This is a genomic window from Coriobacteriaceae bacterium (genome assembly GCA_025993015.1).
Classification (GTDB): domain Bacteria; phylum Actinomycetota; class Coriobacteriia; order Coriobacteriales; family Coriobacteriaceae; genus Collinsella.
The window spans coordinates 1,839,884-1,865,147 of the sequence record DAJPFV010000001.1; the positions used below are offsets into that span (position 1 = coordinate 1,839,884).

15 protein-coding genes are annotated in these 25,264 nt (G+C 62.1%); 14 read left to right on the forward strand and 1 reads right to left on the reverse strand.

Going from position 1 to position 25,264, the window contains the following annotated elements:
• Window positions 1-179 precede the first annotated feature (179 nt).
• Window positions 180-608, forward strand: coding sequence for an Rrf2 family transcriptional regulator (locus OIL77_07905; protein HJI45322.1), 429 nt, complete (start codon window positions 180-182; stop codon window positions 606-608).
• A gap of 142 nt (window positions 609-750) precedes the next feature.
• Here OIL77_07905 and OIL77_07910 read toward each other — a convergent pair whose 3' ends face one another.
• Window positions 751-1,116, reverse strand: coding sequence for a phage holin family protein (locus OIL77_07910; protein HJI45323.1), 366 nt, complete (start codon window positions 1,114-1,116; stop codon window positions 751-753).
• Window positions 1,117-1,440: 324 nt separating this feature from the next.
• On the opposite strand from OIL77_07910, the gene OIL77_07915 reads away from it, so the two are divergent.
• The 13 genes from OIL77_07915 (at window position 1,441) to OIL77_07975 (ending at window position 25,096) form a co-directional block, all read left to right on the forward strand.
• Window positions 1,441-1,740: a YerC/YecD family TrpR-related protein gene (locus OIL77_07915; GenBank protein HJI45324.1), complete on the forward strand. Its 300-nt coding sequence runs from the start codon at window positions 1,441-1,443 to the stop codon at window positions 1,738-1,740.
• A gap of 220 nt (window positions 1,741-1,960) precedes the next feature.
• Window positions 1,961-5,059 carry a PD-(D/E)XK nuclease family protein gene (locus tag OIL77_07920; GenBank protein ID HJI45325.1) on the forward strand — a complete coding sequence of 1,033 codons (3,099 nt, stop codon included), beginning with the start codon at window positions 1,961-1,963 and terminating at the stop codon, window positions 5,057-5,059.
• Window positions 5,060-5,062: 3 nt separating this feature from the next.
• Window positions 5,063-8,686: a UvrD-helicase domain-containing protein gene (locus OIL77_07925; GenBank protein ID HJI45326.1), complete on the forward strand. Its 3,624-nt coding sequence runs from the start codon at window positions 5,063-5,065 to the stop codon at window positions 8,684-8,686.
• Between the two features lie 135 nt (window positions 8,687-8,821).
• On the forward strand, window positions 8,822-9,331 hold the full coding sequence (locus tag OIL77_07930; GenBank protein ID HJI45327.1) for a DUF3284 domain-containing protein: 510 nt from the start codon (window positions 8,822-8,824) through the stop codon (window positions 9,329-9,331).
• 103 nt (window positions 9,332-9,434) lie between these two features.
• Entirely contained in the window at window positions 9,435-10,634 is a 1,200-nt protein-coding gene (locus OIL77_07935) for an MFS transporter (protein HJI45328.1), read from the forward strand.
• A 240-nt stretch (window positions 10,635-10,874) separates the two neighbouring features.
• Window positions 10,875-14,678 carry a DNA polymerase III subunit alpha gene (gene dnaE, locus OIL77_07940; protein ID HJI45329.1) on the forward strand — a complete coding sequence of 1,268 codons (3,804 nt, stop codon included), beginning with the start codon at window positions 10,875-10,877 and terminating at the stop codon, window positions 14,676-14,678.
• 164 nt (window positions 14,679-14,842) lie between these two features.
• Window positions 14,843-18,307, forward strand: a complete 3,465-nt coding sequence (locus OIL77_07945) for a DEAD/DEAH box helicase (protein ID HJI45330.1) — start codon at window positions 14,843-14,845, stop codon at window positions 18,305-18,307.
• 165 nt (window positions 18,308-18,472) lie between these two features.
• Entirely contained in the window at window positions 18,473-18,835 is a 363-nt protein-coding gene (locus tag OIL77_07950; protein HJI45331.1) for a desulfoferrodoxin family protein, read from the forward strand.
• Window positions 18,836-18,925: 90 nt separating this feature from the next.
• Complete coding sequence (locus OIL77_07955; GenBank protein HJI45332.1) at window positions 18,926-20,938, forward strand: hypothetical protein; 2,013 nt, start codon at window positions 18,926-18,928, stop codon at window positions 20,936-20,938.
• A gap of 137 nt (window positions 20,939-21,075) precedes the next feature.
• Window positions 21,076-21,597 (forward strand): crossover junction endodeoxyribonuclease RuvC, encoded by a 522-nt coding sequence (gene ruvC, locus OIL77_07960; GenBank protein ID HJI45333.1) that lies wholly within the window; start codon window positions 21,076-21,078, stop codon window positions 21,595-21,597.
• Window positions 21,597-22,217 (forward strand): Holliday junction branch migration protein RuvA, encoded by a 621-nt coding sequence (gene ruvA / locus OIL77_07965; protein HJI45334.1) that lies wholly within the window; start codon window positions 21,597-21,599, stop codon window positions 22,215-22,217. The genes ruvC and ruvA overlap by 1 nt, the downstream gene beginning before the upstream one ends.
• The gene (gene ruvB, locus OIL77_07970) at window positions 22,217-23,284 is read left to right on the forward strand and encodes a Holliday junction branch migration DNA helicase RuvB (GenBank protein HJI45335.1); all 1,068 of its coding nucleotides are present in this window, start codon (window positions 22,217-22,219) and stop codon (window positions 23,282-23,284) included. The genes ruvA and ruvB overlap by 1 nt, the downstream gene beginning before the upstream one ends.
• Window positions 23,285-23,428: 144 nt before the next feature.
• A complete protein-coding gene (locus OIL77_07975) occupies window positions 23,429-25,096 on the forward strand; it encodes a formate--tetrahydrofolate ligase (protein ID HJI45336.1) in 1,668 nt (555 codons plus the stop codon).
• Window positions 25,097-25,264 lie beyond the last annotated feature (168 nt).

A 25,264-nucleotide genomic window follows, 5' to 3' on the forward strand; every position in this document is an offset into this window, starting at 1 on the left:
CCTTATAGGTTGTTCGTTTAGCTGTTGGCAAGCATAGTAGACACTAAAGCCTAGTAATGCAATAGGAAATAGAAGATTATTACGAGCCGATTAACCATCTTGACCGGAATGGGTATTTCCAAAGCCGATTTTTCGGCTAGAATTTCAACGGACTAAAAGACCGAAAGGCAGCACTATATATGTTGGTTTCTACTAAGGGCAGGTACGCCCTGCGCGTTATGGTTGACCTGGCCGAGCACCAGGCGGCCGGTCGCATCCCGCTCAAAGAGATTGCGGCGCGACAGGGGATTTCCGAGAAATATCTCGAGAACATCTTGGCTACGCTCGTGCGCGCCAACATGCTCTCGGGCATGCGCGGCAAGGGCGGCGGCTACGTGCTCACGCGCCCGCCCGAGCAGTACACGGTGGGCGAGATCTTGCGCCTGACCGAGGGCAGCCTGGCGCCGGTCGCCTGCCTGGATGGCGACTGCAAGGGTTGCTCGCGATCTGATGAGTGCCCCACGCTCGACGTGTGGAAGAACCTGGACAAGCTCATCAACGATTACCTCGACGGCGTGACGCTCGATCAACTTGTCGCTCCCAACCATGGCTACGACTATGTCATCTAACCCACGCCTGCCATGTGGGGACGGGGTGGAAATGGTAGATTTTCTTGCCCTCTGAGACTTGGCAAATAAGAAGGCCGCCCATTTTTGCGATGGGCGGCCTTCGTTTTGGGCTGTTGAGACAGACACGGTCGGAATGGCCGTTCTAGTCCTCGGCAATACTATCGAGGATGCTGCGCATAATGGACACCAGGATGCTGCCCATAAAGGCCGAGCCAAAGCCGGCGATGGAGATACCGACGCCCAACAGGTTGACCGACAGGTAGCTGGCGAGCTCCAGCATAAAGCTGTTGAGCACGAGCTGGAAAATGCCGAGCGTAATGATTGTGAGCGGCAGCGAGATGACCGTGAGGAACGGTTTGACGAACGAATCGACGATGTTGAGGAACAGTCCCACAAAGGCAAAGCAGACCCAGGCCTCGGCAAAGCCGAAGGGTTGGATACCGGGGACGAGGAACGTGGCGATCGCGATGGCGATCGAGGTGAAGAGCCAGTTAAGCATAAAGCGCATGGCGTGAATCCTTTCTTGCGCCGGGGTTGCTGGCGTCGCGTGAAGCGGCTTGCGGCGGCGACTTGGATGGTTGCGCGGGCGCGCCGCGGTGTTTGGGCGCCCATTGTCTCAAATATTCGTGGAGCTTACGTGCGCATTCGGTTTCTAAACGGCGTTCGTCCTGAAAAACGTGCCGCTGGCAGAGAGTCTTGTCGCTTTAGTTTGGTGGTGTGCTACACTGCTACGGGCAAATAGCCCATGCATAGTTTTATTGCATATTACGGGCGAACGATGCCCGATGTCAGTATCAACTTCGATGCCTTATGGCGGGTTTGGCGGTGATCGATGAATATCGAGAACATGTTTGACAAGCCTGATGTCAAGCAGCTGGTCCACGCATTTAGTCTTTTGGATGACGAGAACGATATCCAGGCGTTTTTAACCGATATCTGCACGCCGCGCGAGATTTGCGATTTATCGCAGCGCCTGCAGGTCGCGCGCTATCTGGATGAGGGCGAGCCCTATGTTGAGGTTCAGGCCCGCACCGGCGCTTCGTCCACCACGGTGAGCCGCGTGTCCAAGGCGCTTAATGGCGAGTACGGTGGCTATCGCAAGATCCTCATCAAACTGGAGGATGGCGAGTAGGCCAGCGGCAAAAACGAATTGCGCAGAACCGTCCCTTCGGGGGCGGTTTTTTGATCCCTCGGGGACGGAGGAAAACGGATTGCATGGTTAGACTGACCCCTTCGGTGATCCGTTTTCCTCCGTCCCCGAGGGATCAAATCTGTTGGCGTGGGGCAAATCTGTCCGCGTGGGCGGGTAGGATGGATGCATTGATTATTGCGAACGGTTTGAGTGGAGGACCATGCCTGTTCGAATCTATACCACCAATACCGGTGCGGACTTGAGCGATGCCGAGGCGGCGTTGCTCGCCGACCTGGTTGCCCGCCACGGGCATGCCGTTTTGCTGGCACCCTCGTTTGCCGAGCTCGACCTGTGCCGTCACGATGCTGCGGTTGCTGGCGCCTCGCTGGGCGTTGACTACAAACCCCCTGCGTCGTGGCTCCGTTCGATGTGGGAGCTTATGGGCGATGGCCGCAGCTTCGTCGACAACATGCAACGCCAGATGCTGTTCTCGGACATGATCGCCCGTCGCGACGATGCCGACCTGCAGCCGCTTTCGCGCAGTCAGGGCACGGTGCGCATGCTCGCGCGCATGGCCCGCGATGTGCTGCCGGGCGTAGCGGGAACGGGTGCCGAGCGCTGCCGCGGCGACGTTTGCCGGCCCGATCCCAGGAGCGACGCCGAGGCTCGCGTGTTCGAGCTGCTGAGTGCCTATGCGAGCGGCTTGGACCGTCGAGACATGGTCGAGCCCTGCGAGGCGGCTGACCTTATGGCCGAGGTGCTGGCCGACAGCCTGCCGGCGTGCGCCCGCGCGGTATGTGTGCGCGGTATCACATCGTTTACGCACGGCCTGCGCGAGCTGCTGTCGGCCGTGGCGAACAATGGGGGAGAGGTCGTTGTGCTGCTTGCCCGCGAGCAGGCGGCAATGCGCGAGGGACTTGCTGCCGCCTTTGATGCCCGCGGTGTGCTGTTTGAGGCCGCGCCGCTGGGGGAGGGTGCCGCCGCGCCCCAGACTGCCTTCAAGTCCGCCGCTCAGCCTACCTTTGTAGAGGTTGCCGGCCCTCACGCCCGCGCCCACGCCTATGTGGATGCAATCGATGGGCTGGTAAAAACGTGTGAGGACGCCGCGGTCGACGGCGGTGTCACGGCGTCCGCGGACCCCGTGCGCGTGCTCGTGGTGTCTGCCCGGGCGCCCCAGCTGTTCGGTGAACTCGCTGCCCGTTTGGCGGCGCGTCACATTGCTGCTGAGACAACCGAGTTCACGGCGTTTTCCCAATCCATCGCGGGCAGGCAGTTCACGGCGCTCGCCAATCTAATCGAGCGCATGAAGGCCGCTGACGAGGGCACCGCTTCCAAGACCGAGTGGTGGCCCGCTCCGGAGCTTACCGACTGGATTTACAGTCCGCTTTCGGGTGCCGATGCTGCCAGCGCGCGCACCTTCGACAAGAACATGCGCCTGTCGCGCGGCAAGACCACCACGGCCGTCAAAAGCCTGCTGCAGAGCGTGCAGGGCCAGGTCAGGGGCACGCGCAAGGCCGCCAGTGATGATAACTGGTTTAAGAACGTGCCGTGCGTGGTCTCGGACGTGTTCCAAGCGCTGTGGCGCGACAAACCCGTGACGGCGCTCAAGGCAATGCTCGCCGTCGCCGAGGCGTTGCCCGATCGCGCCCTTGGAGGCCTTGACGGTCAGGCTCGTCGCCAGGTGGAGACCGCCCTGCTGCGACATGTCATCGACATCCTTATGAACGATGCCCGTACGCTCGACGTGTCGCAGGCCGCGACCGTGCCCGTGCTCGACGACGTTCGTACCAAGGTGGACAAGCGCAGCACCGCATACGATTACGAGACCTATGAGGTCGACCGCGCGCCGCGCGCCCAGGTGCGCTTTGCGTCGCTTACCGATGCGGCAGCCCTGCGCCCCGATAGCTACGATGCCGTGCTGTTTGCCGACGTCGATCTGGACAGTTATCCGCTCTCACACGAGGAGGGACCGCTGGCCACGCTGACGGCCGAGCTGGGGCGCAGCGGTGTGACGCTTGAGCCCGCGGCCCTGCTGCGCGTGCGCTTTGGCCGCGCGATGCAGGCCGCGCGCGGTCCGGTTGCGCTTGCCCGCGTGACCCACGATCGCCAGGCGCACGAGTGCTATCCGGCTGCCGTGTGGACCGAGTTGCGGGCGCACGCCGAGGCCACTGGCGCTGTCAAACCCACGCGCGTGGGCGAGGGCGGTATCGTCGCCGATTTTGATTCAGCGGCCGGCGAGGGCATCGAGTGCAAGCGCGTCGCGTGCGAGGCTCCTCAGCATTTGAGTGAGGCGGCTGTGCCGTACCTGGTCCTGCGCCGCCGCGATGGCGAGGACGAGAACGCGCCGCTCGTGCCGCGCCTGACGTCCGCCTCGCAGATTGAGGCGTACTCGACATGCCCGCTGTGCTGGTTCGTGTCGTATCGCGTGAAGCCCCAGTCCATCGACGCGGGCTTTGGCAACATGGAGAAGGGTAACTTTGTCCACGACGTGCTGGAGCACCTGCATGCCCGCCTGCCCCAGGAGGGCATGGAACGCGTGACGCCCGAGAATCTGCCGCGCGCTCAGGAGCTGCTGCGCGAGGTCTTTGACGAGACGTTGGCCGAGCACGCCGGCAAGCGAGGCACGGAGGGCCCGCTGGTGCCGCTTTCTGCGGTGGAGGAGCGCCAGGTGGCCGAGATTTTGCCGCAGCTGGAGGGCGTGCTTGCCTACGAGTCCGAGGCACTTGCCCCCTTTGCCCCGCGCTACCTGGAGTTCGCCTTCAACGAGCTCAAGGTCGAGTATGCCGGTTGGCCGCTTGGCGGGCGCATCGACCGCGTGGACGTGGACGCCGAGAATCGTGCCGTGGTGATCGACTACAAGCATCGCACGGGCGTTGAGGAGTTTAAGCTCGCCGACCCCACGGTGCGCGACGAGGAATCGGGTACGGCGCCCATCGACGATCCGCGCTGGTTGCCGCCCCATACCCAAACGCTCATCTACGCCCAGGCCATGCGCCGGGCGCTGGATTTGGACACCCGCGCGGCGCTCTACTTTTCGACCAAGGGCGGCAAGCCGGCGTTGCGCGGTGCCGCGAGCGCCGAGCTGCTCGAGGAAGAGCGCGGCGACGGTCGCATCCCGGGCCTTAAGAAAGGTTTCCCCGGCGAGGGTGGCAGCATGGACTTCGACGCCCTGCTCGATCGCGTTGAGGCCGGCATCGCCGAGCGCCTGCGCGAGCTCGAGGCAGGCAACGTTGCCGCCGTCGACCCGACGTCGGCTCAGGCCGCGCATGCGCGCTGCTCGTATAACCACGAAGGAACGTTTGTAAGGAGGGACGTGTAGACCATGGATCTTTCGACTTTGATGCCGCAACAGCTGCAGATTGTCAAAACGCTCGACCGTCCGCTGTTTGTCTCGGCGGGCGCCGGTTCGGGCAAGACCTTTACCCTCACGCGTCGCATCGTCTACGCGCTCTCGCCTGAATCCGGTCCGTTCGTTGAGCATCTGGACCAGGTGCTCGCCATTACCTTTACCAAAGATGCCGCGGCCGAGATCCGTGACCGCGTGCGCCGTGCGCTTATCGACGAGGGCATGGACGAGGAAGCACTGACCGTCGACGACGCGTGGATCTCGACCATTCACGGCATGTGCTCGCGTATCCTGCGCGCGCATGCGCTGGAGCTGGGCATCGACCCCGAGTTCACGGTGCTCACCGATACCGACGAGCTTATGGACCAGGCTGTTGAGCATGTGTTGGCCCGCGCGACGGCGCCCGATGCCGCCCCCGAGCTCGCGGCATCGCTCAAGGCCCTCTATGCCTGGTATCCCATGGCGGGCGAGGGCGGTTCCTTTGGCGCTGGCGCGACCATCAAGGGCCTGGTGCGCGACCTGCTGGAGCTGTCGAGCCAGTTGCCGGGCGGTATGGACGACGTGTGCGTGGCGCGCGGGCAGGCCGATACCTCGGCACTCGCCGATGCCTATCGCGCGGCGCTGGGCGCAAGCAAGGCCGCGACCGAGAAGGCGCAGATGGCACTCGACGCCATTGACGCGTTCGAGGCGAGCGGCAAGACCATGGCCGATGCAGCGCGACTCATGATGTCGTGCACCATGCCGCGCGCGAGCAAGGCATTCCCTAAGGAGCAGGTCGAGCTGCTCAAGGCCGAGGCCGCCGATGCATTTATCAATATCGTGCTGGCCTGCGGCGGTCCCGCGCTCGATGCGCTGGTGGGCTTGGCCCGCTCTGTAGAGGCCGAGTATCGCGCACTGAAGGCTGCCCAGTCCGCCCTCGATAATAACGACCTGCTCCGCATGGCCTACGAGGCCCTGCGCGATTACCCTGCCATCCGTGCTGCGTACGAGGGCCGCTTTAAGATGGTCATGATCGATGAGTTTCAGGATACCGATCAGATGCAGGTCGATCTGATACGCTACCTGACGGGTGCGGGGGAGCGTGCGCTGTGCACCGTGGGCGATGCGCAGCAGTCGATCTATCGCTTCCGCGGCGCCGAGGTCGAGGTGTTCCGTCGCCAGGAGCGCAAGGTGGGCTCGTCTGCCGCGCCCGAGGCGACTGCCGTGGCCGACGCCCCTGCTGGCGAGCTCGTCAAGCTCGTGCGCAACTTCCGCAGCCACGACGAGGTGCTGCGCTATGTGGCCCGCGTCTTTGATGGCGACGACGGCGGCCTGATGCAGGGCTTTTTGGATCTTGAGGCGAGCGACGGCCGCAAGGACACGCTGGTGGCGGACGCCTCACGTCGTCAGGCGCTCTTTGTTGCCGGCGGCAGTAGGCAGGAGCGCACACAGGCCAAGGCCCGTGCGATCGCCGAGCGATTCCGCGCGCTTGCCGATGCCGGCCAGCCCCAGGGCGGCATGGTGCTGCTGCTGGGCCGCATGACCAACGCAGACGTCTACGCACAGGCCTTCCGTGACCAGGGGCTCGACTGCGTCATCGCGGGCGGCTCGGTCTTTGCGCAGGCTGCCGAGGTGCAGACGGTGCGCGCCCTGGTCTGCGCGCTCGCCAACCCGGCCGATACGGCGCAGGGCCTTATGCCGCTGCTGGCATCGCCGATGTTTGCACTCGGCGCCCAGGAGTTTTTGGCGCTGGCGACCAAGCTCGATAGCGAGACGGGGGAGACCTCGCGCCGCAACATCGATGCGGGCATCATGAGCGATTCCGATGTGTCGGGCCTGCAAGACCTGCCGCTCGTGACGCGCGCCCGCGAGGTGTTGCGCTATGCGCTTCGTCGTGTGGGTCGCGATTCGTTCGCCGCCATCGCGCGCGATGTGGTCAACGCCTCCGGCTGGTTCGTGCGTCTGGCGCAGCGTGGTCCCGAGGGCAAGGCCATTGCCGCCAACGTGCTCAAGGCGCTCGATGCCGTGGCCGAGGCGGAGGCCGAGTTCGGCAACTCGCCGCGCTCCATTGCGCTGGCCTTCGACCGCTTCTTGGCGGGCAAGGAGGCTCCGGGTGCCCTCAACGAGGAGGGCGACGGCGCGGTGCGCATCATGACGGTGCACGCCTCCAAGGGTCTGGAATATCCGGTCGTGGCGGTCGCGGAGTGCTTTGGCGTGCGTAAGTCCTCGGGTGCGGCACAGATGGGTCGCGTTGAGGGCGGAGCGCAGGTCGTGGCGCTGCCGGCACGCTTCGACGGCATTAAACTCGCGGACGGCACGTTCGTAAAGGGCGATGACGTCAAAAAGCAGTTTGAGCATGCGTTTAAGGGCAAGGGCACGTCGCTGTGGCTGCCGCCGGAGCTCATGGAGGATGTCTGCGCGACGGGTTCTCCCGCCGAGGCATTTGCTCGCCTGCGCAACGATGACCTGCAGCTTTCGCTCGAGGAGCGGGCCCGCTTGCTCTATGTTGCCATGACGCGAGCGCGCGAGCTGGTCATTCTGGCGATGGATGTCGGCGTGAGCCGCGGCAAGGTGACGGCGCCGACCTTCGACATCGAGACCGATCTGACCTACGACGTGCTGCGTCGTATTCTGCCTACCGACGCTCTGGACATGCCACAGCTCGATGCCGACCGCCTGGTGTTCGACAACTCCCAGCCGGGCGACTACGAGCTCATCTCGCTGGCGGACTTTACGTTTGGCGAGCAGGCGTTTGAGGCCAATGCTTCTCTGGATGCCGAGGGCAGGCTTGTCCGCGGCGATGCGGAGCCGGAGGGCGCCGGCGCGGATGCCCGCGCCGCCGTTCCCGGCCCTGCCGACCCCGAGCCCGATGCGTTTGAGCTCGTGTATCCCCAGACGGTGGGCGTGCGCATGGGCGCCTGCCCGTATCCGGCGCGCGATTCGTACAGCTACTCGTCAATTGCCGCGGCGCTGCATGCCGAGTCCGAGGACCGTGCCGCCGAGGCACACACGCCCATGGACGAGGCCGGCGATGATGCGGAGTCGGATGGTTCCGAGATGACGGATGCAGGCGTGGCCGCCGTTGAGCCCGCCGGCAACCCCATGGCGCTGGGCTCGGCGTTCCATGCCGCCTGCCAGTGGCTGATCGAGATGGGTGCCGATGCGCTGCCCGCCGAGCGTGCCGACGCCCTGGCTCGCCTGTGGCGCCTGACGCCGGAACAGCGCGAACGCTTCGACGTTGCCCTGGATCGCTGGCTCAAGTCGGCGGTCCGTGCCGAGCTGCTTGCCTGGCCGTGCGTTCGCGCCGAGGTGCCGTTCTTTTCGCTGGGCTGCGAGGATGAGGACATCGCTCGCTACGGTGCATATGCCGAGGGCGCCATCGATGCTTTGGCGACGAACCCGGCGGATTCGTCATGCGCGCTGGTCATCGACTACAAGACGGGCGGCACGCCGGACGAGACGCCGGAACAGCTGCAGGAGAAGCACGCCCTGCAGGCGCGCGTCTACGCTGATGTTTTGCACAAGGCGGGCTTTGAGGCCGTGACCGTCAAGTTCGTCCGCGTGGAGCAAGTCGACCTCGCCAACCCGTGCGAGCCTCAGGTGGTCACCTACAGCCTCTAGCCCTCAATAACTTGCGGTGGAATACGGACTGTTTTGGCCAAAAAAGCCGCCAAACAGTCCGCATTTCACCGCAACGCATGGGAGGGCCTGGGGCGGTACAATGGCTCGAACGGTTCAAACGAATAAGGAGCCATCATGCAGCTCGCCAAAACGCTTAAGGTGACGCCGGAGGAGCTTTTTGACGCTCTGGCGGGGTCCATCATGCAGGATATCGAGAACGCCACGGGCAAGCGTCCCAGCCGCAACAAGCTCAACGGCTATAAGTACGAGAAGCGCGCCCAGTCCGCAAAAGGCAAGGCCAAGGGCATGGCGATCAAGGTTAAAATCAAGCACTTTGACTACCCGTGTCTCTATGAGGTCCGTTTTCAGTATGCGGCGGGCATCAATACTATGCGCTATGAGGCTGCACCTGCTGGCGATGGTGCCTGCGAGCTCACCTATACCGAGGATTTTCAGGGTGTGGGTGGCAACACGTCTGGCACGCGCGGCAAGCTCGGCCTCTTCTTCTATGAGCGCAAGCTCAAGAGCCACGCCAACCAGACGATTGATCAAATCGTCAAATACATCGAGGGTGAGCGCCGCGTAAAGGCTAATCCCGCCTTCGCCGATGATACTGCCGAAAACGCTTCGGATGTATTCCATTGATACCCTGTGCAAAAGCTTTACCGCTCTTCACATCAACTGTGAACACTTCAGGCTTCGAGTCAGTAGCGAGCGGCCCGACAAAAGTAGTTGATGGAAGTGCCAAATGAATAAGAATGCCGCTACGCAACTGCACATCTATTCCGCCTTTTTCGTTCTCGCGGGATTTGTTTTAAATCGGGGAGTGTTTCTACTTTTCCTTGCGGAGAAAGGAATGTCTGTCACGGAAATCGCGCTTTATCAAGCCCTGTTTAACATTACAACGGTCGTCCTCGAGCTGCCAACAGGGCTGATAGGCGATTTCTTTGGAAAGAAGTTTTCGATTCAAGTGGGCGTGCTGCTGCTTTTCTTCCATACGGCTGGCATGCTGTTGCTCTCAGGTCCCTTTCTTGTCGTGCTTTCCCTTGTTGAGGCACTCGCCTACTCCCTTCAATCGGGATCCGAACAAGCACTTTTATATGAAATTGCCCGGAATGCCGGTCAAGGAGAGCGTTTCCTCACCATCAACGCTCGGCTGCTTGCCGCGCAATCAATCGCTACGGGAATGGCGATTGTGCTTGGATCTTTCATTGCCCAAGTATCTTGGAGTGCCCTCTACGTATGTGTCTCCGTTTTCTATCTCCTGCAGCTTTTCCTTCTGTATCCCATTGAGAGGACGGAAGCGACCCGTTCTGAAAGCTCTGAAAAGGGAAGGTTTGACGCGGCCAAGATGTTCAGACGCGAAACCTGGCGTGTTGGAGAATCCGCTTTTGCGGTATTGCTTCTTCTAATCGGCACAAGCATGCTCGATGGATTCTATGGGAGTTATTACAACTTGAATCAGTTGGTATTCGACGCATTTGATGCTCCCGTCTCCATAATAGGAATCTTTTTCGGTGCATCCTATGCAGTAAATGCGACGGCCTATATTGCAGCAGATTTCTTCTCATTGCGTTTCGGGAAAAGAAATACCATGCTCGGCTCGATGCTAATCGAGGCTGGCCTTTTCATGATTCTTCCGTGGTTCGCTTCAAATCCGCTGTGTTTGTTTGGCCTTAGCATGGTGCTTTGTTTTCTCCCAGAAGTGGTGTACATCACTTCGGAAAACTTAATCCAAGACGCGATAGCGGACGATCTCCGCGCGACGATCCTTTCCGTCGCGTCTCTGGTAAGGGCTCTCTTTTCTGCAGTGTTTTTCTCCATATTTGGACATGTGTTGGGGTTATATCCCATTCAGATAGCGCTCGGTATTATTGGTGCAATCGCGATAGCAATTACCGCCGTTGTTTCATTAAAAATGGTTGGAATACAGGCCTCCAAGAATTGATATATCGATTGACGAGCTATCCGAAGCGTCGAGCCTTCTTGATGGACATGACTATTCGTCACAAATCATTCCGCGCATCGCCGGGGTTCCAGTAATACTCGATATATCTGGATGCCCTCATTCCCCTTTTTGAAGGTCCCAAATTGACTACCCGTGTTGGTTTGGCTAGGTTCGGGTGCTGTCCGTGCCGTGCGGTAAAATCGTTCAGTCAGAACACGAACCCGCATCGGAGCTCATTACATGGCATTCGTCCATCTGCACAATCACACTGTTTTCTCCATGCTCGACGGCGCAACCCGTATCCAGGATATGGTCAACCGTGCCGTTGAGCTTGGCATGCCCGCCGTGGCCATTACCGACCACGGCTACATGTATGGCGTGCCCGACCTGGCGCTGGCCTGCGACGCCGTTAACCACAACACGCCCGAGTACAAAACCTGGAGTCACGACAAGGCCTTCTTGGAAAAGGACCGCCGCGACGAGCTGGTGGAGCCCGATCCCGAGGAAAGCCCGCGCGAGCATGCCCAGTATGTGAAGGACATGGCCATGTGGGACGAGAAGGGCAACATCGACGAGCTCAAGCCGCCCCTGGTCATCAAACCCATCTTTGGCTGCGAGGTCTACTTTACGCCGGACGAGACGCTCGCCCGCGACCATAAGCCCGAGCTCTACCACATGATTCTTCTGGCCAAGGACCAGGAGGGTTACGTCAACCTGATGCAGACGGTCTCCGAGGCCGCTGTGCAGGGCTTTTACTACAAGCCGCGCGTGACGCTCGACAACCTGCGTCGCCATGCCAAGGGTATGATCTGCACGAGCGCCTGCATCGCGGGCATCATTCCCAAATACATCGACCGCAATGACATGGAGGGCGCCATCAAGTGGGCCGAGACCTTCCGCGATACCTTTGACCCCGGCGACTTTTACATCGAGATCCAGGAACACGGCATTACCACCGACAACGGCCTGACCGACGAGCAGATGGACCGCACGCTCATCGATATCGCCAAGCAGGTGGGCGTCAAGGTTATCGCCACCAACGACTTCCACTACCTGCGCCGCGAGGACGCGCCCGTGCAGGACGTCATCATGTGCATCGGTATGAACGCCAAGGTCGACGACCCTAACCGCATGCGCATGACTGGCTCGGAGTTTTACATGAAGACCGAGGAGGAGATGCGGGCGATGTTCCCGTATTGCCCCGAGGCCTGCGACAACACGCTCGAGATCGCCGACAAGTGCTACGTGGAGCTGGACTGGGACTCCATCATCCTGCCGCGCTTCCCGCTGCTCGATCCCGGCGAGACGCACGAGAGCCAGTTCCGCCGCGAGTGCGAGAAGGGCCTGCGCCAGCACTACGGCGACGACTGGGCCACGCGCGAGATCGGCGGCGTCAACATCAAAGAGCGCTTTGAGTACGAATACAAGGTCATCTGCGACAAGGGCTTTGCCGCCTACTTCTTGATCGTTGCCGAGTACGTGCAATGGGCCAAGGACAACGGCATCGGCGTCGGCCCCGGCCGTGGCTCGGCCGCCGGCGCTATCGTCGCCTACGCCATGAACATCACCGCGTTCGACCCGCTCGAGAACGGCCTGATGTTCGAGAGGTTCCTGTCCCCGCAACGTACCGAGATGCCCGATATCGATATGGACTTCGACGATGAGCGGCGCCTCGAGGTCGTTGAGCACGTCCGCCAGCTCTACGGCCCCGAGAAAGTCACCCACGTCATCACCTACTCGACCATCAAGGCCAAGCAGGCCATCAACGACGCCGCGCGCGTTCTGGACTACCCGGTCTACATGGGCCAGCGCCTGTCCAAGATGGTCTCGAGCGACCCCAAGGTCAAGCTCAAGCAGGTGCTCGACAAACAACCCGGCAAAGAGGACCTCTTTAACCCAGACTTTGCCGAGGCCTATAAAAAGGACGACGACGCCCGCCGCATCATCGACACGGCGCTCTCGATCGAGGGCCTCACCCGTGGCGAGGGCGTGCACGCGTGCGCCGTTCTGATCTGCCGTGACCCCGTCAACGAACACGTGCCGACCAAGCTCGACACCAAGGGCGGCGTCGAGATCACCCAGTACGAGGGCCATACCGTCGCCGACATGGGCCTGCTCAAGATGGACTTCCTGGGCCTGCGTACGCTGACGGTTATCTCCAAGGCCAAGGCTAACATCAAAAAGAACTTCGGCATCGACATCAAAGAGGAAGAGATTCCCTTTGACGATCCCGAGATCTTTAAGCTCATGGGCTCCGGCCACACCGCCGGCGTCTTCCAGGTCGAGTCCGCCGGCATGACGGCCACGATCAAGAACATGAAGCCCACCGAGTACAAGCACGTCGTAGCATTGATCGCCCTGTACCGCCCGGGCCCGCTGGGCGCCGGCATGGTCTCGTCCTACATCAACCGTATGAACGGCAAGGAGCCGGCGGTCTCCTACGACGACCGCTTGGACGACATCCTGGGTGAAACCTACGGCACCATGGTCTACCAGGAGCAGGTTATGCTCATCTCCGTCGAGATGTGCGGCTTCTCCAAGGGCGAATCGGACTCGCGTATCCGTAAGCCCGTGGCTAAGAAAAAGATCAAGCTGCTCACGTCGACGGTGCTGCACTGGGAGGATGGCTCGGACGAGACCACCTACGACCACTGGATGAACGGCGCCATCAAGAACAACTACACGCGCGAGGTCGCCCAGAAGATTTGGGACGATGTTCTCGAGTTCGCGTCCTACGCCTTTAACAAGTCGCACTCCGCCGGCTACGCCATTCTGGTTATGCAGACGGCATGGCTCAAGGCACACTATCCGCACGAGTACATGGCGGCCGTTCTGACGTCCTATACGGGCAAGACCGACAAGATCGTGCACTACGTCTCGGCGTGCCGTCACGACGGCATTCCCGTGCTGTCGCCAGACGTCAACGAGTCCGGCACCGAGTTCACGGCTACCAAGGAAGGCGTGCGCTTTGGTCTGGCCGGCATCCGCGGCGTGGGCACCGGCGTGGCGCAGGCGATTATCGCCGAGCGCGAGGCGGGCGGCCCGTTTAAGACACTGCACGACTTTGTCGATCGCGTGGACTCGAGCCAGGCCAACCGTCGCGTGATCGAATCGCTGATCAAGGCAGGTGCCTTCGACTCCACGGGCTATCCGCGCCGTCAGATGATGCATTTTGTGGACAAGAACAATCCCGAGAACATCATCGATGCCGCAGTGAAGCGCCAGAAGGACCGCGCGAGCGGCCAGACCTCGTTCTTCGATATGTTCGGCGACGTTGAGGGTTCGGGCTTCGAGGTCAGCGTGCCCGATCCGGACGGCCAGGAGTGGGACCGCCACCTTAAACTGAGCCAGGAGAAGGAGGTTCTGGGCATTTACGTCTCGGACCACCCTCTGCGCCCGTTTGAGTATGCTCTCAGCAAAGCGCGCGACTTCTCGTTCTCGCAGATCGACACTGGCTATGAAGTTCAAAACCCCACGGGCGGCACTATCAACCAGGAGATTCCTGAGGGCAAGGCACTGTGGTGGGCCGGCATGGTCTCGAGCGTGTCCAAGCGCGTGACCAAAAACGGCGACCCCATGGGCATCGTACAGCTCGAGGACATGGAAGGCGAGGCCACCGTCGTCGTGTTCCCCAAGACCTATAAGGAGGCCGAGGGGTATCTGTACGGCGAGGTCGATCCCGAGACCGGCGCGCAGCTGTCCGACGCCTTTGTGCGCATTAAGGGCAAGCTCGAGCGCTCGGACCGTGGTGACCAGATCATCGCGCAGGAGATCGTGCCGTTGGAGCTCAACGAGGAGAACAATAAGCCCAAGGTCTTTGAGGTCATGGTGCCCAACAGCCGCTTTAGCCAGGGTAATATGGCGCGCCTGGCCACGGTGCTCACCACCAACCCGGGCGGCGACCGCGTGGAGATCTTTATCGAGCAGGTGGACGGGCGCGTGCTGCGCGCCGAGGTGCCGGCCAAGGTCAACGCACGCTCGATTCCGCTACTGGCCGAGGCCAAGGCCATCGTGGGTAACCAGGGTCGCGTGACGGTGATCTAGGGACGGCGTTGCTGAGGGGTAGCTAATTTGGGACGGGGCTTTTTTAGCTACCCTTTGGTTGACGGCGAATTGGCTGGGATTTGAATAACTCTCAACCAACATGTGGGGGTAGCTAAAATAACCCCGTCCCAAATTAGCTACCCTGGGTGCGATTGGAGGAAGTGATGGCGCAGGGGACGTTTGTGCAGGCGCTTCGTAAGGAAGCGGCGCTGAGCGGCACCTTTATGAAGGGGCGTTCGCTCATGCTCAACGGCGCCGTGCTGTCGTTTGAGGACTCCGGCTCGCGCTTTTCCAAGAATGTGACGATCGAGGGCACGGTGCGCGGTTCGCGCGGCGACCTGTACAAGACGCATGTGGCGCTCGACGTGGACGAGCACGAGGTTATCGACTACGACTGCGATTGCCCCGCGGCCTACCGCTACCCCGGCATGTGCAAACACGCTATCGCCACGGCGCTCGCGTATTTGGATGCGAGCGGCACCGAGCCCGTCGAGGGCTTGCGCGCGCCGGTTCGCACGTTTACGGCGCCGCCCAAGCGGCCTGAGCGCCCCGCGTCCGCCACGTCGGCGGTCAACCCCAACTTTCCTTTCCCGGCGCCGGTCCCCACGAGCCCGAGTCTCATGAAAGCGCTCTCCGATCTTTCGGACGCGCGCATGGATGAACTAGCGGGTATGCGCCGCAAACTCGCTGCCACCGTCGACCCCGACGCCCCCAAAGCGGTGTTGGAGCCCTCGCTGGTGCCATACTACAATCCGCTGTTTGCCGATCGCTTTACCTGGGCGCTCGAGCTCCGTATCCGCTGCGGCTCGGTGTCCTACGTGGTTAAGGATATCGACGGCATGGCCGACGCCTACGTGCGCGGCGGCACGTTCTCGTACGGCAAGAAGCTCACGTTCCTCCATACGCCCGAGGCCTTCGAAGACGTGTCGACAAAGCTGCTCAACCTTGTCGTGACGACAGTTGCCTATCTCGATGACATCACAAGCTCGCGTTCGGCGTCGTACGACTTTGCCCGCAGTGGTTTTGTCGCCGAGCGTCAGTTGCCGCTGTCCGAGTATAGCATCGTATATGTGCTGGACCTGTTGCGCGGCCAGACCATCTCTTTTGAGCCCGCCTGGTCGCGGGGGACGACGACGCATCGCACCTATGACGTGGCGGTTGAGATGCCTCCGGAAGGGGAGGACGAGGCGCTGTCTAAGCGCCCACCGCTCCTTGCCGCCAAAATCGCGCCGGCGGCTGGTGGCAGCTACGATCTACGCCTGCCGGCCGATGCATACTGCTTTGCTTCGGGCGACGTTGCCTATCTGGTCGACACCCGCCGTGCGCGCCGCGCCGATGTAGCGTTTGCCCAGCATGCGGCGCCGTTCCTATCGCGCTTACTGCCCTGTCGCACGCCGATTCATATCGCTGTCGACCAGGTGGGGGAGTTCTGTCGTATGGCGCTGCCCATTTTGCGCGACTACACCGACCTTACCGCGCCCGCCGCGCTCGATACCGTGGCGCCCGAGCCGAGCTTTGCTATGGCGATCGGCGTCGACGATGGGCTTGTGACCTGCAAAATTACGGTTACCTACGGCGACTGGTCGGCAGACCTCTTTAGTCTAGGCGCTCCGGGCAGTCTCTTCGAAGAGCAACGCCCCGGCGTGCCGCCCCGCGACGAGGTGGCAGAGTTTCGTGTTATGGACACGGCGGCCCTGTATTTCGACTTTTACGAGGGCGGTCTGGCGTTTGAGGAGCGCGATGACGAGAGCTTGTTCTGCCTGCTGACCGAGGGCCTGTCCGCCCTGTCCGAGCTGGGTGAGGTCATGCTCAGCGACCGCCTGCGCCAGATTTCGGTGCGCCCCGCGCCCAAGCTCTCGGTTCGTGCGACTGTCAAGAGCAATCTGCTCGATGTCGAGCTGGGCGCGAGCGGGCTTTCGGCCGCGGACCTTGCCGTCTATCTCGATTCGTACAAGCGCCATCAAACGTTTGCGCGCCTTACGTCCGGCGACATCATTCGTCTGGACGAGGGCGCTCGAGCCGCGTTTGGCCTCGCCGAGGACCTGGGCGTCGATGCCGTCGACCTGCTCGACGGCGTGTTGCTTCCCGCATCGAGCACCCTGTTCGTCGATAGCATGCTCGCGCGCACGCCCGCGCTCGAGGCCGATCGTGACGCCGCGTTCCGCCGCACCGTCGAGCGCTTGGATACGCTCGGCAAGATGGACTTTACGGTGCCGGTCTCGCTCAAGGCCACACTGCGCGGCTATCAGGTCGACGGCTACCAGTGGCTCGGCTCGCTCGAATACCTGAGCCTTGGCGGCATCTTGGCCGACGATATGGGCCTGGGTAAAACGCTCCAGATGATCGCGCATATCCTGGCGCGCGTGGAGGCGGGGGACACTAAACCCACGCTTGTGGTGTGTCCCGCGTCGCTTGTGTACAACTGGACCGCCGAGCTGGAGCGCTTTGCGCCCTCGCTCGATGTGTGCGCCATTGTGGGCACCAAGGCGCAGCGTCGCGTGCAGATCGCCGGCGTGGCCAAGCATAACGTGGTCGTGACGTCGTATGACCTTATGCGGCGCGATATCGACGAGTATGTCGAGCAGGACTTTGCCCGTGTGGTGCTCGACGAGGCCCAGTACATTAAAAACCCGCTCACGCAGGTAGCGCGTGCCGCCAAGCGCCTGCCTGCCGGCGTGCGCTTTGCCTTGACGGGCACGCCCATCGAAAACCGCTTGTCCGAGCTCTGGAGCATCTTCGACTTTTTGATGCCGGGCCTGCTGGGCACGCGCGAGTCGTTTGCCAAGCGCTTCGAAAGTCCGGTCGAGCATGCCGAGGGCGATAGCGCCGCTCGCCTGCAGGCGCTCGTGTTGCCGTTTGTGCTGCGCCGTGTTAAGGAAGACGTGGTGGCCGACCTGCCCGAGAAGATCGAGGACACCGTCATGGCACAGCTCGCCGGCGAGCAGCGCAAGCTCTACCTGGCCAACCAGGACCGCATCGCCCAGCAGGTGCAGCACCGCGAGGCTGGGGAGTTTAAGAAGGACAAGCTCAAGGTGCTCGCCGAGCTCACCAAGCTGCGCCAGATCTGCTGCGACCCGCGTTTACACTACGAGGATTACAAGGCGGGAAGCGCCAAGCTCGATACGTGCATGGAGCTCGTGCACGGCGCACTCGACGGCGGGCATCGCATCCTGTTGTTCAGCCAGTTTACGGGTATGCTCGATATCATCGGTAAGCGCTTGGCCAAGGAGGACATCGCCTTCCTTAAGCTCACGGGCGCTTCGTCTAAGGAAAGCCGCGCCAAGATGGTCGCGCAGTTCCAAGCGGGCGAGGTTCCGGTCTTTTTGATTTCGCTCAAGGCGGGCGGCGTGGGCCTCAACCTGACGGCGGCCGACGTGGTCATTCACTACGACCCGTGGTGGAACGTGGCGGCGCAGGACCAAGCGACCGACCGCGCGCATCGTATTGGCCAGCAACATACCGTGACCGTGTACAAGCTCATCGCCAAGGACACGATCGAGGAACGCATTATGCAGATGCAGGAGTCCAAGCGCGACCTGGTCAACAGCGTGCTTGGCGGCGACGGCATCTCGTCGGCGCTGTTTACCCGCGAAGATGTTCTGGCACTGCTGGGCGGCGACGGGCGCTAGCCGCGCGCGGGGTGGGACTGCTGGAGTGGGCAGGACGGTCGACGCATTTTGGCCCGACCGCTTGCCTGATCCGTTATGTGTTCATTTGCTATGCCGTGGATGGTTTGTCTGCCTTTGGGCATAAGAACCATCAAGAACATTGGCACATCAGCAAAGGAGAACATCATGGCGAAATTCTTTAAGGACCCCGACGGTAAGCTCATCGCTGCCCTTGGCGACGGCGTTGCGACCCCTGCCGGTTGCACGGAGCTGACCGCAAATACTGAGGACGCGGCGCACGAGAAGCACGTGCCCGTCGTCGAGACCGAGCGCGACGGTCACGTGATTCGCGCACGCGTTGGCTCGGTCGAGCACCCCAGCCTGCCCGAGCACTACATTGAGTGGATCGCCCTTGAGGCCGAGGGCCGTCTGGAGGTCCATTACCTCCAGCCCGGCATGAAGCCCGCGACGTTTTTCGCGGGCGGCTCCAAGACCGGTACCGTCTATGCCTACTGCAACCTGCACGGGCTGTGGTCCGCGACATTCTAGGAGCGCGTCCCCGCTCGGGGTATCATAGCTAGCATATGCACATGCAAGCGCCGACTGCATTATGCGGCCGGCGCTTTTACTACGATTTCGATGGTTTACGACGGAAAGGGCTGGGCCATGAAGCTCGCGCTTGCACAGATCGATATGCGCCTGGGTGATATTGAGGGCATTTGCGGCCGCATCGAGGACCAGGCTCGTCTGGCCCACGAGCGCGGAGCGCGCGTGCTGTGCGTTCCAGCTCCGCTCTTTATGGGCGCCATGCCCGGTGGCCTGGTGGGCGCTGCTGATTTTGAGCACGATATGCTGACGGGCTTGACGGGCGTTGCCGAGCGTATCCAGGAGCTTGACATGATCTGCATCGTGCCCGCGGCGGTTTCGTTTGAAGGCCAGCCGCTGCTCGACTACATGATGCTCAAGGACGGTCATGTGGTGCCGGCGCGTTCGAGCATTGCCTTGCAGCGTGGCGAGAACAACGACACGCGTTGGGCGCCGCCGGTGTTCGACGTGGACGGCGTGCGCATCGCCGTGATTTTTGACTTGGACCGCGAGCTCGAGATGTTGCCGACCGGCGTCGACCTCATCGCGTATTTCCAATTCAACGCGTTTGACATGACCGACCGCGAGACGGCCGCCATTGCCGCCGTTCGCAGCGGCGCCTACCGCAAGATCGCATCCAAGCGCAGCGTGTGGTTTGCCTGCATGGCGCCGGTCGGTGCCTATGACGAGTCGGTGTATACCGGCGGTTCGTTTGTGCTCGACGACTGCGGTCGCGTGGTGGCCCAGGCGCCGTGTTTTGAGGAGAGCCTGCTGGTTCAGGAGATTCAGCGCGGCGTGATGCTCGATGCCCTGGAAGATCACGAACTGCCCGAGTTCCGTTCCGAGGAGTGGTTGTGGCAGGCGCTGGTGCTCGCCGTGCGCGACAACGCTCGGGCCCACGGTGCGTCGCGTGCTGTGGTGGCACTCGAGGGTGACCTGCCGTCATCCCTGCTGGCGGCGCTGGCCGTTGACGCTCTGGGTTCGCGTAACGTAATTGGCCTGGTGCTGGGGCGCAACCGTATCTTTACGCCGGCGCAGGAGGAGGCCGAGGCTGCCCGCTGTGCCGCCGTCCGTGCCATCGCCGAGCGTTTGCACATTCGCACCGTCGAGCGCGATGCACCGGATGCGGCGCGTGTGCTCGATCGCGACGTGTCGGCGGGCGATGCCGAGCGTCTGCGCTCGCGCACGCTGGGCCTCATGCTGGAGGACACGGCGCTCGAGCTGGGTGCGATGGCGCTGAGCCCGCTGTCCAAAACCGAGTATGCGCTGGCGGCGCCGGCGCTTTGCGGCGGCTACCAGGGCGACTTTGCGCCCTTTGGCGATGTGTACCTGTCGACGCTTGAGTTTGTGGCACGTGTGCGCAACCGCACGTCTGCCGTGGTGCCCCAAGAGCTCGTGACGCTCAACGCGGTGGAGGATTGCATGGAGCGCGTGCTGGCGCAAGCGCTCTCGACGATCGACGGTCCGGTCGATATGCTCGACCGCGCGGCACAGCTGCTCGGCGGGCTTGAGCCGGGTGAGGTCGATGGCGCGCTCGAGGCGCACGTGGACCGCAATCGAGCTTTCGACGACATCCCGATGGCCGCTGGCAAGCCTGAGGCTTGCTCGCTGCTGCTGATGCTCGTTCGACAGGGTGAGGCTGCCCGCCGCATGTTGCCGATGGCGCTGATCGTCTCGGCCCGTTCGTTTGCCGAGCGTGCCTGGCCGTATATGCTCGCGTGGTCCGACCTAGGGCTTAACGGCAAGGAGCGTATGACGGTCGATTCGCTGGCGCGCGCCGAGGTGCGCCGTTTTGCTGACGAGGATACGAGCGAGCGCGTGCGAAACGAGATGATGGGCGTGCTGGGCGAGCTACTGGGTATTTCGCCCGAGCAAATGGAGGAGCTGCGCTCCGAGGACGGTCAGCGTCGTTTGCACGAGGGAATGAAAAAGTTCGAGGGCGAGGTTCAGGACGCCATCGATAAGATGATGGGCGGTCAGGGCGGCCCGCAAGGTGGGCCCCAGGGCACGCCGATGCCGCAACCGCCGATGGATCCCCGACAGTTCCCATTCTTTAGCCAAAACTAACTATGGGATGGGATTCGCTCCCAACCCCGATACTTCAACTAAGCACCTCAGCCCTGTTGTGTTATTCTAGAACAGACGTTCGTGAATAGTGCGCGGGGCCTTGCCTTGTGCTTTGAAAAAGACGAGGGGAGGTTGGCTTGGTTATCTTGGGCATTGACCCCGGTTTGGCTCATACGGGTTGGGGGATTATCGAGGAGCGTCGTGGCGAGGTTCGCTGCCGTGCCTATGGCTGCATCGAGACCAGTGCCGGAAGTCCGCTCGCGGTGCGCCTGTCGCATATCGCCCGCGACCTCAAGGGTGTCGTGGAGCGCTACCGCCCCGATACCGCTGCTATCGAGAGCATCTACTTTGGAGCTAACGTTCGCTCGGCCATCCCCACGGCGCATGCCCGCGGCGCTGCGCTTGTGGCGCTGTCGGAGTGCGCGCTCGAGATCGGCGAATACACGCCCATGCAGATCAAGCAGGCCGTGGTGGGCACCGGTGCCGCAGATAAACGGCAGGTTGCCTACATGGTGCGCACGCTCACGCAGCTCGATCACGACCCGCACCCAGACCATGCCGCCGATGCCCTGGCCTGCGCCATCTGTCACGTTAACCTCAGCCGCACCCGGGCGCTTACCGGCGGCGAGTTCTATCAACAGAGAGGAACCGGATACTGATGATCTCCCAGCTCCATGGAACGCTTGTCGAGGCTACGATGAGCTCGGCCGTCGTCGATGTATCGGGCGTAGGCTTTGAGCTTGGCATATCTGGCAGCACTGCTGCCACGTTGTCTGCTCCCGGCGGCGAGGTTCGCCTCTATACCCGCATGCAGGTGCGCGAAGACGCCATGACGCTCTTTGGCTTTGCCTCCAAGGACGAGCGTACGATGTTTGACCGGCTCGTGTCCGTCTCGGGCGTCGGTCCGCGCCTGGCGCTTGCCGTGCTCTCTACCTATACCGTGGGACAGTTGTATTCCCTGGTTATGGCCGAGGACGACAAGGGCATGGCCAAGGTACCCGGTGTAGGCAAAAAGACCGCCCAGCGCCTGATCCTGGAACTCAAGAGCACCTTTGCCAAGGATAAGGGCTTTGTGCCGGTCGACGTGATTCCCGGCCAGGTTGCGATGCCTGTGCCCGCCGCCGCTCCCTCGGCGATCGATGACGCCCGTGCGGCGCTCCTCTCCATGGGCTTTAGCCCGCAGGAGACCGAGGTTGCCCTGAGCGGGTATGATGGGCAGGATATGCGTGTCGAGGATCTGCTCGGCGCGGCGCTTAAGCGACTCGGAATGGATGCGTGATGTGGGAAGCCGATGACTCTCAGGACCTGTGGGCGACGCCCGGCAACTCGCCGGCGGCATCCATGGCGCACGGTGAGCGCATGGTGGGCTCGGAGTTAACACCCGAGGACCTCGATGTCGACCGTACCCTGCGTCCCCAGCGCCTGGACGACTACTGCGGTCAGGAGCATATCAAGCAGAGCCTTCGCGTGCTGATCGAGGCGGCGCAGGGCCGTGGCGAGACGCTCGACCACGTGATCTTCTCGGGCCCTCCGGGTCTGGGCAAGACCACGCTGGCCACCGTTATCGCCAACGAGCTGGGCGCTCAGATCAAGACCACGAGCGGCCCTGCCATCGCACGTACCGGTGACCTGGCGGCCATCCTTACCAACCTACAGCCGGGTGACGTGCTGTTTATCGACGAGATCCACCGACTTAACCGTTCGGTCGAGGAGGTCCTCTATCCCGCGATGGAGGACTTTGCGCTCGATATCGTGATCGGTAAAGGTCCGGCCGCTCGTTCGATTCGCCTGGATATCCCTAAGTTTACGCTGGTGGCGGCAACGACCCGCTCGGGTATGCTGACCGGCCCGCTGCGCGACCGCTTTGGTATTTCGTATCGCCTGGATTACTACACCGTTGAGGAGCTCGCCCAGATCGTGACGCGCTCGGCGACCATCCTGGGCGTGACGATCGACCATCCCAGCGCGCTCGAGATCGGGTCGCGCTCGCGTGGCACGCCGCGCTTGGCCAACCGTCTGCTCAAGCGTGTGCGCGACTATGCGCAGGTGCGCGGCAACGGTCCTATTGAGCTTGATATTTGCCGTCAGGCGCTCGAGTTCTTCGAGATTGATGAGCTGGGCCTGGACTGGATGGACATTCGTATTTTGGAGACGCTTGCCAAGACGTTCTCCGGCCGTGCCGTGGGTCTGACGACCCTTGCCAGCGCGGTGGGCGAGGACCCGGGTACGCTCGAGGATGTTTATGAGCCCTATTTGCTGCAACGCGGGTTGATGATTCGTACGCCGCAGGGCCGTCAGGCAACCCTTCGCACCTTTGAGCACCTGGGGATTGAACCTACCGTTTAGGGCGCTTTGTTTTGGCGGGCTGTTGGGCTATCGCTGGGCATCGGGTAAACATATCGCCGTTCATCGGTTATGGGCGTTTTACTATTGCGCGCCCGTGCTATGCTGAATTGGTCTTTTTCTCATTCGGTAACGAAAGGACCGCCCATGCCTACTGACATCGAAATCGCACGTTCTGTCACGCCGCTGCCTATTACCGAGGTGGCCAAGAACGCCGGCGTCGACGTTAAGCACCTTATTCCGTACGGCTTCGACAAGGCTAAGGTCGACTATTCACTGCTCAACGAGCCGACTGATCACCAGGCCAAGCTCGTTCTCGTGACCGCTATCAACCCAACGCCTGCGGGCGAGGGCAAGACCACCACGACCATCGGTCTGGCCGATGGCCTGCGTCGCCGCGGCGTCAAGAGTGCCGTGGCCCTGCGCGAGCCTTCGCTCGGCCCTGTCTTTGGCGTTAAGGGCGGTGCTGCCGGTGGCGGCTGGGCTCAGGTGATCCCCATGGAGGATATCAACCTGCACTTTACCGGCGACTTCCACGCTATCGGTGCTGCCAACAACCTGCTGGCCGCCATGCTTGATAACCACATCCAGCAGGGCAATCAGCTCGGTATTGACGTTAAGCGCATCACCTGGAAGCGCGTCGTCGACATGAACGACCGTCAGCTGCGCCATGTTATCGATGGCATTGGTGGTAAGGCCCAGGGCGTGCCGCGCGAGGACGGCTTCGACATCACCGTCGCCTCCGAGGTCATGGCAATCCTGTGCCTGTCTACGAGCATCAACGACCTCAAGGAACGCTTGGGTGAGATTGTCGTCGGCTATAGCTTTGCCGGCGAGCCCGTCCGTGCCCGCGACCTCAAGGCCCAGGGTGCCATGGCCGCGTTGCTTAAGGACGCGCTCAAGCCCAACCTGGTGCAAACGCTCGAGGGCACGCCCGCGTTTGTCCACGGCGGTCCCTTCGCCAACATTGCCCACGGCTGCAACTCTATCATGGCCACGCGTATGGCGATGCGCTTTGGCGATGTCGCTATTACCGAGGCCGGCTTCGGTGCCGATCTGGGTGCCGAGAAGTTCCTCGACATCAAGTGCCGCATGACGGGCGTTCGCCCCAGCGCTGTCGTGATCGTCGCGACCGCTCGTGCGCTGAAGTACAACGGTGGCGTCGCCAAGGCCGACCTCAACGAGGAGAATCTCGAGGCACTCAAGGCTGGCATGCCCAACCTGCTGCGTCACGTCGACAACATCCAGAACGTTTATGGTCTGCCCTGCGTGGTCGCCATCAACCGATTCCCGACGGACACCGAGGCCGAGCTTGCGCTCATCGAGTCCGAGTGCCAGAAGCTCGGCGTCAACGTTAAGCTATCAGAGGTCTGGGCCAAGGGCGGCGAGGGCGCGCTCGAGCTGGCCGATGAGGTTATGCGTCTGATTGAGCAGCCGAGTGAGCTCAAGTTTGCCTATGAGGACGGCGCCGATGTGGCCGACGCTCTCGAGGCCATTGCCACCAAGGTCTACCGCGCCGACGGCGTTGACTTTACGCCGGCCGCCAAGCGCCAGCTCGCCGAGCTGCGCGAGAACGGCTTTGGCAACCTGCCGGTGTGCGTCGCCAAGACGCAGTACAGCTTTAGCGACAACGCCAAGGCCCTGGGCGCTCCCGAGAACTTCCGCATCACCGTGCGTGAGCTCAAGGTTTCTGCCGGCGCCCACTTTGTGGTCGCGCTGACCGGCAGTGTTCTGACCATGCCGGGTCTGCCCAAGGTGCCCGCGGCCGAAAACATCGACGTCGACAACGACGGCAACATCACCGGCCTGTTCTAAGCCTGCTGTCCATAGCTGCTAGCCCGCCCCGCCGCGCCCACAAGGCACGGCGGGGCTTTTTGATCCTTAGGCCCGCGCATGTCTTGTAGATACCGACGGACTCTGCCCGTCATAGGCTTTTGCGCGGGTAGAATGCATGGATAGCTTGAGGCTCACGCGCGACGGAAA